The sequence below is a fragment of the Paractinoplanes pyxinae genome (assembly GCF_026626335.1).
Taxonomy (GTDB): domain Bacteria; phylum Actinomycetota; class Actinomycetes; order Mycobacteriales; family Micromonosporaceae; genus Actinoplanes; species Actinoplanes pyxinae.
The window spans coordinates 40,676-57,111 of sequence record NZ_JAPNTZ010000001.1; the positions used below are offsets into that span (position 1 = coordinate 40,676).

General features: G+C 73.2%; 15 protein-coding genes. 10 read left to right on the forward strand and 5 right to left on the reverse strand.

All coding sequences use genetic code 11. The features are described from left to right. Window positions 1-104 precede the first annotated feature (104 nt). Together OWR29_RS00220 and OWR29_RS00225 are read left to right on the forward strand one after the other, a co-directional pair. Window positions 105-299: a hypothetical protein gene (locus OWR29_RS00220; protein WP_267560126.1), complete on the forward strand. Its 195-nt coding sequence runs from the start codon at window positions 105-107 to the stop codon at window positions 297-299. An 11-nt stretch (window positions 300-310) separates the two neighbouring features. Continuing rightward, window positions 311-1,072: a MerR family transcriptional regulator gene (locus tag OWR29_RS00225; RefSeq protein ID WP_267560127.1), complete on the forward strand. Its 762-nt coding sequence runs from the start codon at window positions 311-313 to the stop codon at window positions 1,070-1,072. Here OWR29_RS00225 and OWR29_RS00230 read toward each other — a convergent pair. Continuing rightward, on the reverse strand, window positions 1,050-3,857 hold the full coding sequence (locus OWR29_RS00230; protein ID WP_267560128.1) for an ATP-binding protein: 2,808 nt from the start codon (window positions 3,855-3,857) through the stop codon (window positions 1,050-1,052). The genes OWR29_RS00225 and OWR29_RS00230 overlap by 23 nt on opposite strands. Next, complete coding sequence (locus OWR29_RS00235) at window positions 3,854-4,042, reverse strand: hypothetical protein (protein WP_267560129.1); 189 nt, start codon at window positions 4,040-4,042, stop codon at window positions 3,854-3,856. Before OWR29_RS00235 ends, OWR29_RS00230 begins: the two co-directional genes overlap by 4 nt. 228 nt (window positions 4,043-4,270) lie before the next feature. On the opposite strand from OWR29_RS00235, the gene OWR29_RS00240 reads away from it, so the two are divergent. The 3 genes from OWR29_RS00240 (at window position 4,271) to OWR29_RS00250 (ending at window position 6,756) form a co-directional block, all read left to right on the forward strand. Then, window positions 4,271-5,548 (forward strand): sensor histidine kinase, encoded by a 1,278-nt coding sequence (locus tag OWR29_RS00240; protein WP_267560130.1) that lies wholly within the window; start codon window positions 4,271-4,273, stop codon window positions 5,546-5,548. After that, complete coding sequence (locus tag OWR29_RS00245; protein ID WP_267560131.1) at window positions 5,545-6,210, forward strand: response regulator; 666 nt, start codon at window positions 5,545-5,547, stop codon at window positions 6,208-6,210. Before OWR29_RS00240 ends, OWR29_RS00245 begins: the two co-directional genes overlap by 4 nt. 66 nt (window positions 6,211-6,276) lie before the next feature. Continuing rightward, on the forward strand, window positions 6,277-6,756 hold the full coding sequence (locus tag OWR29_RS00250; protein ID WP_267560132.1) for an FBP domain-containing protein: 480 nt from the start codon (window positions 6,277-6,279) through the stop codon (window positions 6,754-6,756). 12 nt (window positions 6,757-6,768) lie between these two features. Here the strand turns inward: OWR29_RS00250 and OWR29_RS00255 are convergent, their stop codons facing one another. Beyond that, on the reverse strand, window positions 6,769-7,482 hold the full coding sequence (locus tag OWR29_RS00255; RefSeq protein ID WP_267560133.1) for a GOLPH3/VPS74 family protein: 714 nt from the start codon (window positions 7,480-7,482) through the stop codon (window positions 6,769-6,771). Further along, window positions 7,479-8,435 (reverse strand): alcohol dehydrogenase catalytic domain-containing protein, encoded by a 957-nt coding sequence (locus OWR29_RS00260; RefSeq protein WP_267560134.1) that lies wholly within the window; start codon window positions 8,433-8,435, stop codon window positions 7,479-7,481. Before OWR29_RS00260 ends, OWR29_RS00255 begins: the two co-directional genes overlap by 4 nt. A gap of 129 nt (window positions 8,436-8,564) precedes the next feature. Here OWR29_RS00260 and OWR29_RS00265 point away from each other — a divergent pair, with 129 nt between their 5' ends. The 5 genes from OWR29_RS00265 to OWR29_RS00285 all read left to right on the forward strand — a co-directional run bounded on the left by OWR29_RS00265 (window position 8,565) and on the right by OWR29_RS00285 (window position 15,614). Continuing rightward, on the forward strand, window positions 8,565-10,142 hold the full coding sequence (locus OWR29_RS00265; RefSeq protein ID WP_267560135.1) for an alpha/beta hydrolase: 1,578 nt from the start codon (window positions 8,565-8,567) through the stop codon (window positions 10,140-10,142). 60 nt (window positions 10,143-10,202) lie between these two features. Then, window positions 10,203-11,318, forward strand: coding sequence for a Gfo/Idh/MocA family protein (locus OWR29_RS00270; RefSeq protein WP_267560136.1), 1,116 nt, complete (start codon window positions 10,203-10,205; stop codon window positions 11,316-11,318). Window positions 11,319-11,431: 113 nt separating this feature from the next. Then, window positions 11,432-14,179, forward strand: coding sequence for an AAA family ATPase (locus OWR29_RS00275; RefSeq protein ID WP_267560137.1), 2,748 nt, complete (start codon window positions 11,432-11,434; stop codon window positions 14,177-14,179). 44 nt (window positions 14,180-14,223) lie between these two features. Continuing rightward, window positions 14,224-14,622 carry a hypothetical protein gene (locus OWR29_RS00280; protein WP_267560138.1) on the forward strand — a complete coding sequence of 133 codons (399 nt, stop codon included), beginning with the start codon at window positions 14,224-14,226 and terminating at the stop codon, window positions 14,620-14,622. A gap of 5 nt (window positions 14,623-14,627) precedes the next feature. After that, complete coding sequence (locus tag OWR29_RS00285; RefSeq protein WP_267560139.1) at window positions 14,628-15,614, forward strand: carboxylesterase family protein; 987 nt, start codon at window positions 14,628-14,630, stop codon at window positions 15,612-15,614. On the opposite strand, the gene OWR29_RS00290 is transcribed toward OWR29_RS00285, so the two are convergent. Beyond that, window positions 15,550-16,371 (reverse strand): MerR family transcriptional regulator, encoded by an 822-nt coding sequence (locus tag OWR29_RS00290; RefSeq protein ID WP_267560140.1) that lies wholly within the window; start codon window positions 16,369-16,371, stop codon window positions 15,550-15,552. The genes OWR29_RS00285 and OWR29_RS00290 overlap by 65 nt on opposite strands. Between the last annotated feature and the right edge of the window lie 65 nt (window positions 16,372-16,436).

The window sequence follows — 16,436 nt, forward strand, 5'->3', positions numbered from 1 at the left end:
TCCGCTTGACGGTGGTTTCTACCGACGCGAAGGGGCGGCCGCCGGCACAAGACTGATCACACGGCACTTCATCGAGGCCGGCTCGCCAGAAGGGACCCTGACCGATGATCGAGCAGTCCTCCGCGACCCAATCCGGCACGACCGTGGAAACGGTCCGGCGCAAGGCGGCCCTGAGCCGGCCCGTGCGCGGAGCGGGCGAGAGCAGCGTTCCGCCCGCGGCCCGCATCAGTCTTGTTGCGGCGCTGGGCGGCACCCTGCTGAGCGTGGCCGCCATCGACTCCGCCCGCCTTCGCGGCTAGGGAGCGACGTCATGGCCTGGAGCACGCGCGAGCTGGCCGACATGGCCGGCGCCACGGTGAACACGATTCGGCACTATCACCGGCTCGGGCTGCTGGGCGAGCCCGAGCGCAGGTACAACGGCTACAAGCAGTACGGGGTGCCGCATCTGGTGCGCCTGCTGTGCATCCGGCGGCTCGTCGAGCTGGGCGTGCCGCTGTCACAGATCGACGAGGTGGGTGCGGGTAACGAGCGCCTGCCGGACGTGTTGCGGGAGCTGGACGGCAAGCACGCGGCCAGCATCGAGCGTTTGCAGCAGGCCCAGGCCGGCATCGCGGAGATCCTGAACACGGGTGCTCCGGTCGACGCGCCGGCCGGGTTCGAGTCCGTCGCCTCGCACCTGTCCGAGGCCGAGCGGTCGATGCTGCACATCTGGTCCCAGCTCTACGACGACCAGGCGATCGCGGACCTGCGCCGGATGGCGGAGGTTGACGCCGAGGCCGGCGCGGCGGGGGACGAGATCAACGCGCTGCCCGCGGATGCCGACGAGGCGACCCGGCAGCGGCTGGCCGAACGGCTCGCGCCGACACTCGTACGAAATCTCATCGACTATCCGTGGCTGAGTGACGCGCGGGCCCGGCTGACGAAGGGTGAGCACGTCACGCGGGGGACGTTCATCGAAGCGATGGCGGAGCTCTACAACCCCGCCCAGCTCGACGTGTTCACCCGCGCCGGCGCCCTCGCGCGGCAACAGCTCCGGTCGCGCCGGCCGGTCACTGCAGGCGCACATCCTTGAGCTGCCGGCGGGACGTGATGCCCAGCTTGCGGAAGATCTTGCGCAGGTGGGATTCGATGGTGCGCGGGCTCAGGAACAGCTGCGCGGCCACCTCCTGGGAGGTGGCCCCGGTGGCCACCAGCCGTGCGATGTGCAGCTCGTGAGCCGTGAGGTCGTCGGCCGGCTGGGCGGTCCGCTTGCGGGGATGCTCGCCGGTGGCGCGCAGCTCGCGGGCCGCGCGTTCGGCGAACGCCTCCGCGCCCATGCCGGACAAGAGCCCGTACGCGGTGCGAAGTTGCTCCCGGGCGTCCTGGCGGCGGCCCTCGCGGCGCAGCCACTCGCCGTACACCAGACGGGCGCGGGCCAGGTGGGTGGCCACCGTGCAGCGTTCGAGGTGCTCGATGGCTTCGCGGTAGTGCTTCTCGGCGGCCGGGCCGCTGCTGAGCAGGGCCCGGGAACGCGCCTCCAGCCCCAGCGCCCAGGCGGTGCCGCTCGCGCGCGCCCGCACGCTGAGCCGTTCCAGCGCCGTGGCCGCGCATTCCGGCCGGCCGGCCCGGACGGCCGCCTCGATCAGCTCGGGCAGGGCGATGCTGCTGTACGCCAGCTCGTCGTGCTCGCACGGCGGCGCCGCGGCGGCGAGTGCTTCGTCGTAGTTGCCCAGACCGTTCTGCAGGGCCGCCAGCGCGACCTGGGCCAGGCCGACCGTCGCGCCCTCACCGCGGCCCGCCGCCTCGTCGACCATGGCCGCGTACAGCTCGTGCGTCTCGGTTTCCTGCCCGCGCCAGGCGGCCAGGACGAGCCGGGCGTTGGGCAGCGGCGGAGCCCCCGTCGCCCGGGTGATCGCCTGCTCCTCGGCGACCAGCTCGGCCGCCCGGGCGAGTTCGCCGGTGAGCACCAGCACCGAGGCCAGGGCGTTGAGCGCGGCGGGGAGCGTGGCCAGCGTGCCCGCCTCCCGGGCGAGCCGGACGGCCCGCTCGGCCAGCACGGAGATCGCGTCGTCGTCCCACAGCATGGCCGCCACGTGACAGGCCAGCCACAGCCACCGGCGGTCGTCGTCGCCGGCCCCGGGATCCCGGTCGCGCAGCGTCCTCAGGGCCCGTTGCAGGGTGTGGACGCTCGCCTCGTATCCGTCGAGGAAGGTCGTGGCGAGCCCGTCCAGCAGCAGATCGGCCGGCCGCGGCGGCGCCGGTGCCGCGGGTGCCGACCGGGCCGCCTCGGCCGCCTCGGCCAGTCCCCGGCCGTGTCCGAGGCGGCCGGCGTGGAAGGACGCCTCGAGCGCGTGCAGGTGGGTGTCGCGGGCCAGCCGGGCGTCCAACGGGCCCAGCGTCCGGGCCGCGTCGAGCAGCATGCCCGGCACCTCGCTGCCGCGGGTCAGGTGGAACTCGACCCGGGCGCGCAGCAGCTCGAGCCGGGCGCGCTGCAGGGCGTCGAGCGGTCCGGCCGCCGCGACCACCAGCAGCTCCTGCGCGGCCTCGAACGCGCCGGCCTCGTGCTTGGCGTGCGCCGCCGCCAGCGCCCGGCCCGCACGGCGGGCCGGCTCGGGAGTCAGCTCGGCCGCCTGTTGCAGGAACGCCGCCGCAGCGGCCGATCCGCCGCGGGCGCGGGCCCGGCCGGCCGAGCGCTCCAGCTCGGCGGCGACTTCCTCGTCGGTGCCCAGTACCGCCTGCGCGCGGTGCCAGGCCTGCCGGTCAGGGTCGGCGTGCGGATCGGTGGCAGCGGCCAGCGCGCCGTGCGCGGCGCGGCGATCCGGCGGCGAGGCGGCCTGGTAGACCGCCGAGCGCACCAGCGGATGACGGAACAGTACCCGCCGGCCGATCTCCAGCAGACCGGAAATCTCCGCGGGTGCCGCCGCCTGGGGGGTGAGGCTCAGCTCCGCAGCCGCGCGCCACAGCAGGGCCACGTCACCGGTCGGCTCCGCCGCCGCGACCAGCAACAGCAGTTGCGTCGCGGCCGGCAGGCAGCCCGAACGACGCTGGAAGATGTTCTCGACGCGCCGGGGAACGCTCAGCACGTCGGGTCGCTCGAAGCCGCCGGCCCGCCGGGCCGGCGGGGCGCTGCGAGGCAATTCGAGCAGTGCCAACGGGTTTCCCCGGGCCTCGTCGACGATCCGGTCGCGCACCCGATCGTCGAGCGGCGCGTTCACCGCCGAGTTCAGCAGCACCCGCGCGTCGGCGTCGCCGAGCCCGTCCAGGCGCAGCTCCGGCCGCCCGGCGAAACAGGAGACGGGATCCCGCAGGGCGAACACCAGCGCCAGCCGCTCGGCGGCCACCCGCCGGGCCACGAAGGCCAGCACCTGCGCCGACGCCTGGTCCAGCCAGTGCGCGTCGTCGACGACGCACAGCAGCGGCTTCTCCTCGGCCACCGCGGCCAGCAGGTTGAGCGTGGCCAGCCCGACCAGGAACCGGTCCGGTGCGGCGCCGCTGCGCCGTCCGAACGCCACTCCCAGTGCGGCCCGCTGCGGCTCGGGCAGCGAACTCGTACGGTCGAGAAGCGGCTCGCACAGCTGATGCAGACCGGCGAACGCGAACTGCGTCTCCGACTCCGCACCGGTCGAGGACTCCACCCGGAACCCGGATCCGGCCGCGATTTCCCGGGCCAGTTCGAGCAGCGCGGTCTTGCCGATACCGGCTTCCCCGCGCACCACGAGAACACCGCTGCGTCCGCCGTGCGTACCGGTCAGCAGCCGCTCCACCGCCTCGCGCTCCGCGCGGCGGCCGACCAGGCCGGCCGCCGCGCCCCCGTCGAGCGAGAAAGCAGGTGGGCGCCACCGCACCGATCTCTCCGGTGCGGTGGCATACAGCGTCATCGGCACTCCACCAGGATCTTGACCGATTCGCGGACGACGTCGTACCAGCCGCTGCGGTCGGTGACCGGCGTGGCCGCCGCCCCGGACCGGGTGAACGCCGCGATGCCGAACAGCGCCGCCGCGCTCAGGACGGCCAGGGCGACCAGGGCGCGCGGACGTGGATTGTTCGGGGTGCGTTCGGCCATGGTGGCCTCCTCGACCGGATCGTGTGGAGCTCACCAGTACGCTGCCCTTTCCGCCCCCGCCGGCACATCTGGCGCGGGCGTGAACTTGGCCTTGCGACCTCCGTCGGAGACGGCCTCCGTCGCAGGTAGGAACCTCATTTCCGGGCGCCTCGGGAACCGCCGCGGGCCGCCTCCGCTGGGTAGCATCGGTCCCGGCCACACGTCGGAAGCGCGAATGGGTGAGCGGTCATGGATGAACCCCGCGGACTCGCCGGGCCGGCCGACCGGCAGCGACGCGACTGGGACAGCCGGCTCGACGCGCTGGGTCTGACGACGCCGTTCCGGCGGGACAGCGCGTTCGCCGCTCTCGTCGCCGCGGCCATGGCCGGACCGCTGATCGTGCCCGGCCTCCCGGGCCCGGTGGTGGGTCTGCTCATGGCCCAGGCGGCGGCGTTGTGCCTGCGCCGGGTCCGGCCGTTGTGGTGCCTCGCCGCCGTCCTGGCCCTGCAGATCGCCCTGGCCGTGGCGGCGGAACCGGGGGAGGGCCTGCGCGGGGCGGCGCTGGCCATCGCCGTCTACACCTGCGGCACGTTGATGTCGAAACGCCGGGCCCTGCTGGTGGCCGGGCTGGCCGCGTTCACCGAGACGGCCAGCTTCGTGGTGCTGAGCGCGATCCCGGCCGCCCTCGCCTCGCACGTCGCCCCGTCGACTCCCATGATCTCGCGCATCCTGGTGCAGATCGTGCTGTCGGCGATCCTCTACGGCGGGGCGGCGTTGCTGGGCCGCAACACCATGATCCGCCGCCGGTACACCGAGATGGTCGAGCTGCGCGCCGCCGAGGCCGCGGAGAACTTGCGCGTACGCACGGATGCCGCACTCACCGCCGAACGCACCCGGATGGCCCGCGAACTGCATGATGTCGCCGCCCACCACCTGACGACGCTCATCGTTCAGGCGACAGTTGTGGAACGCATGCTCGACCGCGACCCGGAAGCGGCCCGACGGAGCGCCGCCACCATTCGTACCGAGGGAAAAAGCGCCTTGCAGAATTTGCGGTTGATCGTCGGCGCGCTGCGGGAGTCCGGCCCGGCCGAACCGGGACTGCCCGACGGCGGGGCGCCCGTACCCGGTCTGGTCATGATCGAACACCTGGTCGCCGGGCACGCGGACACGCAGGTGCGGCCCAAGCTGATCGTCTCCGGCCGGCCCGGCGAGCTGTCGGCGGCGGCCGACCTGACCTTCTACCGCGTGACGCAGGAGGCTCTGTCCAACGCCCGCGATCACGCGCCGGGCGCCGAGGTCACCATCAAGATCGACCACCGTACGGAGGACAGTGTGCTCGAGGTTCGCAACGGCCCGCCTTTCGCGCGGCAAACCCGGGCCGACCGTCGCCACCGCGGTTTCGGCCTCATCGGCATGCGCGAGCGCGCCGGCCTGATCGGGGCCTCGCTGGCCGCGGGCCCGACCCCGGACGGCGGCTGGTCGGTCAAGCTGACGATTCCCCGTACGGCGGGCCGGCCCTCATGATCACGGTGCTCCTGGTCGACGACCAGCCGCTGCTGCTGGCCGGGTTCCGCTCGCTGATCGAGCTGGCCGAGGACATCGAGATCGTCGGCGAGGCCTCCAACGGCCCGGACGCGGTGACGCTGGCCCGCCGCCTGCGCCCCGACGTCGTCTGCATGGACGTGCGCATGCCCGGCGGCAACGGCCTCGACGCGACCCGGGTCATCGTCAACGAGATCGATCCGCCGCCGGCCGTCCTGGTGCTGACCACCTTCGAGCTCGACGAGTACGTGTTCGGGGCGCTCGAGGCCGGAGCGAGCGGCTTCCTGCTCAAGGACACCGACATGGACGAGCTCATCGAGGCGATCCGCCGCCTGGCCGCGGGCGAGGGAATGGTCGATCAGACGGTGACCCGCCGGGTGATCGCCGAGTTCGCCCGCCGGCGCCCGTCCGCGCCGGCCCCGGCCCCGGACGCCGCCGCCGGTCAGCTGCTGACCTCCCGCGAGGCCGAGATCGTGCGGCTGCTCGCCGACGGCCTCTCCAACGCCGAGATCGCCGCCGAACTCGTCGTCGAGGTCAGCACGGTCAAGAGCCACCTGGGCCGGGCCATGGCCAAGATCGGCGCCCGCGACCGCGTGCAGACCGTCATCTGGGCCTACCGCCACGGCGTCGCCTCACTGAGCTGAACCGCACGTCTCCCTATGAGTTTTATTATTTTGCCTAAAGCCTTTAGGAAGACGTAGCGTGGAGGCATGAAGCCACTGACCGAGCAAGAGATCCGAGCCGCCTTCGTGAACTGCAGCAAGGGCGAGGCCAAGCGCCTGTACGTGCCCCGTGAGCTGCCGAAAGAGCCCTGGGAAGACCTCGACTACCTGGGCTGGCGAGATCCCCGGGCGCCGAACCGGGCGTACCTGGTCGTCGACGACACGGCCCTGACCCTCCGGGTGCCGAGCGCCGGCGCCGAACGGATGCGGCGCAGCATGTGCTCGATGTGCTCGACCAGCCCGCTCGGCGGCGTCTCGCTGATGGTCGCGCCGCGGGCGGGCCAGGCCGGCAAGCGCGGCGACTCGGTCGGAAGCTACTTCTGCAACGACTTCGGCTGCTCCCTCTACCTCCGCGGCCTGCGTGACCCGGGCCCCGGCGGTCGCCTGCCCGAGACCATCTCGACCGACTCCAAGGTCGAGCGCCTGGTCGCCAATCTCACCGCGTTCGTCGGCCGGGTCACCGCCTGATCGCGGCGCCCGTCAGGCCGGCGGCGGCCCGGACGGCTCCGGGAGGACGGACGCGGCGACGACGACGTTGCTGACGATGGCCGCCGTGACGGTGCGGGCGATCGCCTCGGCGGCGGCCGTGGCGCCCCAGCTCTCGTGTTCGAGCGTCTTGGCGCGGGCGACGACGGCGGCGTCCCACGGAATCCCGGGGCCGAACTGCGCGAGCGTCCCGCTCCCCGACAACAGGGCGGCCAGGGCGGCGACGCGGGGTTGCGGCTCCGCCCCGTCGACCAGCACGGCCCGTACGGCGGAGAGCAGGGCCGCCCGGCGCCCGGTTCCACCGTCCACCAGCACCTCGACGTCGATGACGCCGAGCGCCGTGCGCACCGACCGGTGAATGTCGCCGCGCCGGACGAGCCGGTCGAGCAGGGGGCTGCGCAGATCCGGCCCGATCGCGGCTATCGCGGCGTGCACCTCCCGGGGCCGCACCGCCAGAAAGTCCCAGGCGAACAACAGGATGTCGTCCGCCGGCGGCCGTTGCACGACGGCCTCCACCCGTTTCGCGCCACCCCGGCCCGGAATGATCCGCACGTGCGCGCCCAGGCCGAGGTCGGCCAGCACGGCTCCCGCGAGGGCATGGGGAAGAGTGCTCTGGCCGGCCATGACATCCGTGTTCCGCTCTTCCGCGTCCGGCTGGAACAGGAGCAGCAGTAGGTCCTCGGCCAGGATCGGCGGCTCGGGCATCATGCGCGGTGAGCGTCGTCGAGCGGTGCGGGCTCCACGTCGGCGACTGCCTTGCCGTGCAGGGTGCCGCCGGCCAGGGCGGCGGTCGCCTCGTGGATGCGCCGCCAGGAACCGCGCCAGCTGATGGAGGGGCGGAGCAAACCCTGCGTGAGCTGCTCGCTGAGCCAGGTGAAGTCGGGCGGCAGCGGAGTGCCGTCGAACTGGTGGAAGCTGACGATCGTGCGGTTGTTGCGCCGCGGGTCGGCCATGAGCGCCCCCGGCGGGAACGACTCCGCCTCGGTGGCCAGGTGTCCCAGCGAGATCAGGACGCCGCAGTTCTCCAGCCGGTCGAAGGCGCGCACGAGAAGCGGGCCGCCGACGGTGTCGATGACGGTGTGCACAGTGTCGGGATAGTCCTCCGGCTCGGCGACCACGGCGGCGGCGCCGAGGTCGAGCAGTTCGTCGGCGTACTTCCCGGGCGATCGGGTCACCGCGACCGGCAGCGCACCGCCGAGGCGGGCCAACTGGATCGCGTACCGTCCGACGCCACCCGTGGCGCCGGTGATCATGATGCGCCGGCCCAGGACGGGGCCGGACCGGCGCAGGGCCCGCAGGGCGCTGCCGGCCGCGATCGGGACGGTGCTGATCGCGGCGAGATCGGCGCCGGCGGGGGCGGCGCCCAGCATGTCGAGCGGAACCGCCCGGTACTCGGCCCAGCCTCCGTCGTAGCCGAACGTGGTGACCGGCGTGCCCGCCGCCGGCCCGGATCCGCCGGCCGCCGCCCGTACGACGTGACCGGCCGCCTCCCAGCCGGGGACGCTGCCTTCGCTCAGACCGCGCGCCGCGGCCAGGTCGCCGGCGTTCAGCCCGAAGGCGGCCACCCGGACAAGCACTTCCCCGGGGCCGGGGGTGGGATCCGGCGCGACTCCCAGCCGCAGGCCCGAGGGCTCGGAATGATCGACGATCAGCGCACGCATGAGCCCATGCCACACCCTGTGGTCGCCACACGGTCAAGGCGGCCCGGCGGTGGCCAGTGACGTCACGTCATCGATTGCGGTGACACGACGGACCTGAACGACAGCGGCGTCCGGCGGTTGCCTGGAAGCATGTCTGTGCTGACTACAGGAAAGCTGTCCCGCATAATCGCTGGGCTCACCGCGGCGGCGCTACTCGTGCCGCTGGCCGCCTGCACCTCGGAACCGCCGGCCCCGGCCACCTCCAGCGGGCCGGCCGGGCTCGACCGGTTCCACCAGCAGACGCTGCAGTGGACGAACTGCGACGACTACGCCACGACCGAGACCGAAAGCACCGTCATAGCGCTGGTCGACGGGCTGCAGTGCGCCCGCATGAAGGCGCCGCTGAGCTACGACGACCCCGGTGGGCGCACGATCGAGGTCGCGGTCGCCCGTCACGCCGCCGGCGGTGCGAAGGTCGGCTCGCTGGTCACCAACCCGGGCGGACCGGGCGGGTCCGGGGTGTTCGGCGCGGCCACCACAGTTCTCGGGCTGGAGAAGGCGAAGAGCCCGCTCGTCGAACGGTTCGACCTGGTCGGGTTCGACCCCCGAGGGGTAGGCTCCACCCGGCCCGCGGTCGACTGCTACACCGACGCGGAGGCCGACCGGGGTGAGGTCGCGCTGACCACGCAGGGCACGACCGTACAGTGGACCGAAGCCGACACCAGGGCCGTGGTCGAACGCTGCGCGAAGGATTCGGGCGGCCCCGACGCCCTGGCCCACCTCGGCACCCGCGACGTGGCGCGCGACATGGACGTCCTGCGCGTGGTCCTCGGCGACGAGAAGCTGACGTTCCTGGGGCAGAGCTACGGCACCCGGCTCGGCGCGGTCTACGCCGAGCAGTTCCCGCGCAACGTGCGCGCGATGCTGCTCGACGGGGCCATCGACTCCCGGCAGGGCACCGTCGAGCGGCGCGTCTTCGCGTACACCGGATTCCAAGCCGCCTTCGACCGCATGGCCACCTTCTGCGCGAGCCAGGACGGCTGTCCGATCGGCCGCGACCCGAAGAAGGCCACCGCCGAATTCCAGAAGATCGTGCGTCCCCTGTACGCCGAGCCGGTGCCGGCCCTGGGCGGCGAACTCGACTTCGACGGCGCCGTGGGCGGCGTGATTTCCGGGCTGTACACCCAGGCGGCGTGGCCGCGCATCATCAAGGGCCTCGGCCAGCTGCGGCAGGGCAAGGGCGACGAACTGGCCCAGCTCGGGTTCGACTTCTCGGGCCGGGACGCGAAGGGCGCCTGGACCAACTTCGCCGAGGCCAACTACGCCATCAACTGCATGGACGAGCAGCGGCTGAGCGAGCAGCAGGGCAACGAACTGCGAGCCGCCATCTTCACGTCGGCGCCGTTCATGGACCCGGGCGTCGACCTGACCACCGGCGCGCGCGACGGATGTGAGCACTGGCCGGCCCCGCCCACGCTCGGTTTCCCGTACGCCCAGAACGTCCAAGGCCTTCCGCGTACGCTCGTCGTCTCGATCACCGGCGACCCGACCACACCGCACGCCGGCGCCGTCCGCCTGGCCGAGTCCCTGGGCAGCGCGCTGCTCACGGTCCGCGGCGAGGGACACACCATCGTCACGGCCGGCACGAACCCGTGCGTCGACAAGGCCGCCTCCGACTACCTCATCGACCTCGAGGTGCCCGCGGCCGGCGCGACCTGCACCCTGTGACGCGCCGCGGTTGTGGTGATCGCCTCACGTGTCCTCGGATCCCCGAGGCACCATGGACGCGTGGAGCGAATCACGCCGGCGCCCGGGCGTCGTAAGCCGATCGGTGTCGGCATCGTCGGGCTGAGCGCCCGGGGCGGATGGGCGGCCGGGGCGCATCTGCCCGCCCTGGCCGCCGTCGAGGGCCTGGAGCTTCGTGCGCTGGCCTCCGGCTCCGAAGCCTCGGCCCGGGCCGCCGAAGCCGCCTACCACGTTCCCGCGTACACCTCGGTCGAGGAACTGGCCGCCGACGCGAACGTCGACCTCGTCGTGGTCGCGGTCAAGACGCCGCGGCACCGCGAACTCGTGCTGCCGGTGCTGCGGGCGGAGGTGCCGGTGCTCACCGAGTGGCCGCTGGCCGTCAGCCTGGCCGAGGCGGAAGAGATGCAGCGGGCCGCCGGCGGGACGCGAACCTTCGCCGGCCTGCAGGGGCGCTCGTCACCCACGTTCCGGTGGCTGACCGACCTGGTGGCCCAGGGGTACGTGGGCGAGGTGCTGTCGGCAACGGTGGTGGCGTCCTCGACCGAGTGGGGCACACCGGTGACGCCGCCGCAGCTGTACACATTGGATCGCAGGCTGGGCGCCACCATGCTGACCATCGCCTTCGGGCACGCCATCGACGCGGTGTCCATGGTCGTGGGCGAGCTGCAGGAGGTGGTCGCCACGACGGCGACGCGGCGTCGCAAGGTGCCGCTGGGCGACACCGGCGAGTTCGTCGACATGACCGCGGAGGACCAGATCGCCGTCTCGGGCACGGTCCCCGGCGGAGCGGTCGTGTCCGTGCATCACCGCGGCGGTGCGGTGTCCGGCGCCGGTTTCTCCCTCATCATCGACGGCACGGAGGGCAGGCTAGAGGTCAGCGGCGCCGAGTTCCCGCACATCGGGCCGGTGTCGGTGCGCGGCGTACGAGGTCGCGGGCCCCTCGCCGACCTCGAACTGCCACCGTCGTACGACCAGCACCCCCGCCTCGCCGGCACCGTCATCCACACGCTCGCCCACGCCTACACCGCAATCCGCGACGACCTGCTCGACGGCACCACCCTGGCCCCGGACTTCACCCACGCCGTCCGCCGCCACCGCCTCCTGGACGCAATCGTGCGCAGCGCCGAATCCGGCCGGCGCACAGCCACCCACAACTGAGCCCACCGCCATGCTCACCAGCCCCAAGGCCGGCGACGCCCGGTGGAACTGTGTGCCGAGGACAGGGCCGGACCGCTTGACTCGGTGGTAGGAACACCCTTTCCACTCGGTGCATGGATGTCGACGTGGGGGGTCTGGTCGGGCGGGCCGCCGAGCTGGGGTGTCTGGCCGCGCTGCTCGACGAGGCAGCCCGGGACGGCGGCGCCCTGTTGCTGACCGGTGAGCCCGGTGTCGGCAAGACGGCGCTGCTGGACGCTGCGGCCGGGATGGCGGCGGGGCGGGGGATCCGGGTGGTCCGCGGCGGCGGCGTCGAGTACGAGTCGCAGATCAGCTTCTCGGGGCTGCATCAGCTCGTCGGCCCGCTCGGCGCCGAGCTGGCTCTGTTGCCGGACTCGGCGCGCGGGGTTCTCGAGGTTGCGCTGGGCAACGGATCCGGGCCCACGCCGGCCGAGATGGCGGTCCTGCACGCCGCCCTCTCGCTGTTCGTCGAGGCCGCCCGTGAACAGCCTTTGCTGCTGGTGGTCGACGACCTGCATGTGCTCGACCGAGCCAGCCGGTCCGTGACCAGCTTCGTGGCCCGGCGGGCCGGCGGTCGCCGCATCGGGGTGCTGGCCTCCGTGCGTACCGGGATCGGCGAGCCGCCGGATCGGCTGCGTCTGCCCGAGATGTCGCTGGCGCCGCTGGCCGGTGCGGATGCGATCCGGCTGCTGGCGCACCGGTTCTCCGGCCTCCCGCGCCGGGTGCTCGCGAAAGTGGCGGATCAGGCCCAGGGCAATCCGCTGGCCCTGCTCGAGTTCGGCGCCCTCGCCTCCGCGTCGGGCGCCCTCGGCATCGGGCCGACGCCGCCCGGGTCAGGGCCGGCCCGCGAGGTGCGGGCGCTCTACGCCGCCCGCGTCGCGCGGCTGCCGGTCGCCACCCGCGAGCTGTTGCTGCTGGCAGCGTTGGAGGGCTCCGGGGACGTCGGTGTGCTGGAGGCGGCCGGCGGGGCCGGGTGGCTGGACGCGCTCGGCGCCGCCGAGCGGGACCACCTGGTGCACGCCGGGGCGAACGGGCAACAGGTGTTCTTCCGGCATCCGCTGGTCCGGTCGGCCGTGGTCGAGGAGGCGACGCTCGACCAGCGGCGGGCCGCCCACCGGCGGCTGGCCGAGGCGCTGGCCGACCGGCCCGAGCGCCGCGCGGATCACCTGTCCATGGCCACCACGACCCTCGACGAGGAGGTGGCCCGGATCGTGGAGGCAGGCGCCCGGGAAAGCCTGCGCCGGGGCGACATCCTCGGGGCCGTGGCCCGGCTGCGGCGGGCCGCCGCTCTCAGCGCCGACCGCGCGATCGGCTCCCGCCGCCTGGCCCACGCCGCCTACATCGGCGCCTCGGTCGCCGGTCACCTCGAGCTGTCCCATCAACTCATGCTGGAGCTGGACGAACCCGCGCGGAGCCGGTCGTTGCCGGCGGCCGCCGCGGCCGGCTACCTGAGCCTGATGACCGAGGGCGACGTCGTCACCGCGCACAAGGCGCTGGTCGAGGCGATCGGCCCCGGCCGGCTCGAGACCGCCGCCGAACGCGACGACCTCTCGCCGGCCGTCTTCACGCTCCTGCTCGTCTGCCACTATTCCGGGCGAGCGGAGGACTGGGCGCCGCTGCGGCGCCTGGTCGCGACCCTTCCGCCCGCGCCGGCCAGCTCGCCGGTCTCGCTGGTGCGCATCCTGGAGGATGTCGGTTCCGTTCCCTGCGAACTGCTGCGTGACCTCGACGACCAGATCGCGCGGCTCGGCGAGGTGACCGAGGCCGACGTCGTGATCCGTACGGCGCTGGCCGCCTCCTACCTGGACCGTCTGTCCGGCTGTCGCCCGTGGCTGACCCGGGCGGTCGAGGACGGGCGGGACAGCGGCACGGTCGGCGGTGCGCTTCCCCCGCTGGTCATGAGTGCCCTGGAGGACCTGTACGCCGGTCGGTGGGACACGGCCCGTACCGCGGCGGCCGAGATCGTCGATCTCAGCCGGGATACCGGATATCGCCTCCTCGGGCGGGTCGGTCACTACGTGGCCGCGCTTGTCGCCGCGCACCGCGGTGAGACCGAGGCCTGTGCCGCCCACTGCCGGGAACTTTTCGAGTGGGCCGAGAGCCGCGGGCTCGGCCGCCTCGGGAACTGGGCTCACCAGGCGCTGGCCCGGGCCGCGCTGGGTTGCTCGGACTTCGAGACGGCCTTCGCCCACGCCTCGGCGATCGCGGCGCCGGGTGAGCTTCCGCCGTACAACCTCGAGGCGCTGTGGACGGCGATGGACCTGGTGGAGGCGGCGCACCACTCCGGTCGTACGCCGGAAGCCCTGAAACACGCGGCGGCGGTGCGGAACGCCGGCCTCGACCGCATCTCACCCCGCTTCGCCCTGGCCACGGTCACGGTGACCGCGATGACGTCGCCGCCCTCGGAGGCCGCGCGTCTGTTCGGCCAGGCCCTGGCGTTGCCGGGCATCGAGCTGTGGCCGTTCGAGGTCGCGCGAACTCATTTGGCGTACGGCGAACATCTGCGCCGCCAGGGCCGGCGAGCAGAGGCGCGGGCGCAGCTGTCGACCGCGAAGGAGCGCTTCGAACGGCTCGGCGCCGTGCCGTGGGCGGGCCGGGCGTCCGCCGAGCTGCGGGCCACCGGAAAGAGCCGCACCGGCGACCTCACCCCGCAGGAGTGGGAGGTGGCCGAACTCGCAGCGGCCGGCCTGCCCACCAAAGAGATCGCCGCCCGGCTGGTGGTCTCACCCCGCACCGTGTCGGCCCATCTGTACCGGGTCTTTCCCAAGCTGGGCATCAGCTCGCGGGCCGCCCTGCGCGACGCCCTCACCGAACGCCGGCGGTCGGCCCGCGCCACCCGCTGACCGCCGCGCGGCCCCGCGAGTCGCAGCAGAAGGGAACAGTAGTTGTGCTTCACGAGCTACGACGGTGGCTCCCGCTGGCGCCGATTGCCCTCGCCGCCGGCGTTCTGGCCTGGCTCAATCAGAATCCGTGGTGGGGCTGGGTGTTGCCGGCGGCGCTGCTGGCGGGCCTCGGACTGACTGCCCGCTGGTGGCTGCGGGGGCGGAGGCTGCTTCGAGTGGGAGCGTGGCTGCTGGCCGGGATTCTGGTCGCCACGGTGGCGATCGCCGCGCATCCGCCGCCGCGGAACCGCCTCGCGGGCGGGGAAGACAGCCGGCCGACGCCCGCGGTGCCGACCCGCCAAGGACCGGTCACCGGCGTCCACGACGCCGATCGGTCGGTCGAGGTCTTCGCCGGCGGAACGCGTCGGGCAACTACGGGATCCTGGACCAGATCGCCGCGCTGACCTGGGTGCAGGACAACATCGCGGCGTTCGGCGGCGACCCGGGCCGGGTGACGATCGCGGGGGAGTCCGCCGGCGGGCAGAGCGTGTGCACGCTGGGCGCCTCGCCGTTGGCCCGGGGGCTGGTGCACGGCATGATCGCCGGAAGCGGGGCGTGCATGGGCACCACCGGGGACACCGGCGACGGCGACCAGGCCGACACCCGTACCGCCGCAATGAAGGCCGGCGAACGGCTGAGCGAAGAGCTCGGCGGCGCGACGGTGGCGGAACTGCGAGCCATGCCGGCCGAGCGGATCCAGAAGGTCGCCGAATCGCTCGCGGCGCATTGGCGGCCCTCGGTCGACGGGCACGTGCTGCCGAAGCCGCCGGCCGAGATCTACGCCGCCGGGGAGCAGCTGGACGTCCCGATCCTGGTCGGCAGCAACGCCGACGAGTCGTCGCTGGCCCGGGCCGCCCCGCCGGACACCGATGTGGACGCTTACGAGGCGTCGGCCCGAGAGACGTACGGATCGCAAGCCGAAGCCTTTCTGCGGTTGTACCCGGGAGGCTCGCCGGACCGGGTGCTCGAGTCGACGCTGCAGGCGCAGACCGACAGCGTCATGACGCGCGCCATGCACCGCTGGGCCCGGCTGCAGACCCGGACCGGCGACGCCCCGGCCTACCTGTATTTCTTCACCCGCGTACCGCCGGAGGACGGGCTGGAGAAATTCGGGGCCTATCACGGGGCGGAGGTGATGTACGCCTACGACAACCTCGGGCGGGACGGTCGCGCCGAGTACGAGCCGGCCGACTACCGGCTGCGCGACCACATGAGCGCCTACTGGATCAACTTCGTCCGCCGCGGCGACCCCAACGGGCCCGGACTTCCCCGCTGGCCGACCGTGGAACAGGAACCCGAGCGGGTGATGGGCTTCGGCGACAGCACCGAGCTCACGCCACGCCCGCGGCCCGAGGCCGTCGACTTCTGGATGGACTACGCGGGACCGATCGCCTGAGCTGTTCCTGGGCGAGGGCGCCAGCCCGGCCCAGCACGTCGATCTGGGCCGCGTTGTACAGATCGACCACCGCGTCCACGAACGTCTGCCGCGTGACGTGCTCACTCTTGACCAGGTGGGCCGCCGGGTCGCTCAGCCAGGGGTACTCGGCGAGGTGCCGGACGAGCGTGGGCGCCAGGCTTTCGGCGAGCCGCTGCCGGGTCGCCTCGTCCGCGTCGGCCGGCAGGGCGTCGAACTCCTGGTCCACCGGGTCGGGATCGGTGTCCATCATGCGCCTCAGGTCGGCCAGGGCGTCCTCGTCGCACAACTGGGCGATGACGTGGATGAGCGAGCTGTCGGAGGCCGACAGGCGGGGCGCGACGGATCCGAAGCCGGCCGGGGTGTCGGCCGGTGCGCCGTCGCGCAGGATGGCGGCGATGTCCGAGCGCACCTTGCGCAGACGCTCGACCTCGGCCGCGAGGTCGGTGTCGACCTGCCGCAGCACCTGCGGGCCGAGGTCGCCCTCGGCGGAGACCTCGTGGATCTGGGAGAGGGGCACGCCCAGCGCGGCCAGCCGCCGGATGCGCAGCAGGCGGACCAGATCCTCGACGCCGTACTGCTTGTAGCCGTTGTAGCGGCGGGCCGGCTCCTCGAGCAGGCCGAGCCGATGGTAGTGCCGGACGGTGTTCACCGTCGTGCCGGCCAGATCCGCGAGCTCACGGGTGCTCCAGGCCACGTCGGCCCCTTCCTGAGCCAACGCCGGCCATCCGAGCTTCACGGCCGGCGACTGAAGGTCAGCTGTCCGCGCGTAGTCGACACTATGTTCCTGCCACAGGGTCAAGC

Coding starts and splice junctions, on each gene's coding strand:
- OWR29_RS00220 (WP_267560126.1), top strand. CDS start 105: ATGATCGAGCAGTCCTCCGCGACCCAATCCGGCACGACCGTGGAAACG.
- OWR29_RS00225 (WP_267560127.1), top strand. CDS start 311: ATGGCCTGGAGCACGCGCGAGCTGGCCGACATGGCCGGCGCCACGGTG.
- OWR29_RS00230 (WP_267560128.1), bottom strand. CDS start 3,857: ATGACGCTGTATGCCACCGCACCGGAGAGATCGGTGCGGTGGCGCCCA.
- OWR29_RS00235 (WP_267560129.1), bottom strand. CDS start 4,042: ATGGCCGAACGCACCCCGAACAATCCACGTCCGCGCGCCCTGGTCGCC.
- OWR29_RS00240 (WP_267560130.1), top strand. CDS start 4,271: ATGGATGAACCCCGCGGACTCGCCGGGCCGGCCGACCGGCAGCGACGC.
- OWR29_RS00245 (WP_267560131.1), top strand. CDS start 5,545: ATGATCACGGTGCTCCTGGTCGACGACCAGCCGCTGCTGCTGGCCGGG.
- OWR29_RS00250 (WP_267560132.1), top strand. CDS start 6,277: ATGAAGCCACTGACCGAGCAAGAGATCCGAGCCGCCTTCGTGAACTGC.
- OWR29_RS00255 (WP_267560133.1), bottom strand. CDS start 7,482: ATGATGCCCGAGCCGCCGATCCTGGCCGAGGACCTACTGCTGCTCCTG.
- OWR29_RS00260 (WP_267560134.1), bottom strand. CDS start 8,435: ATGCGTGCGCTGATCGTCGATCATTCCGAGCCCTCGGGCCTGCGGCTG.
- OWR29_RS00265 (WP_267560135.1), top strand. CDS start 8,565: ATGTCTGTGCTGACTACAGGAAAGCTGTCCCGCATAATCGCTGGGCTC.
- OWR29_RS00275 (WP_267560137.1), top strand. CDS start 11,432: ATGGATGTCGACGTGGGGGGTCTGGTCGGGCGGGCCGCCGAGCTGGGG.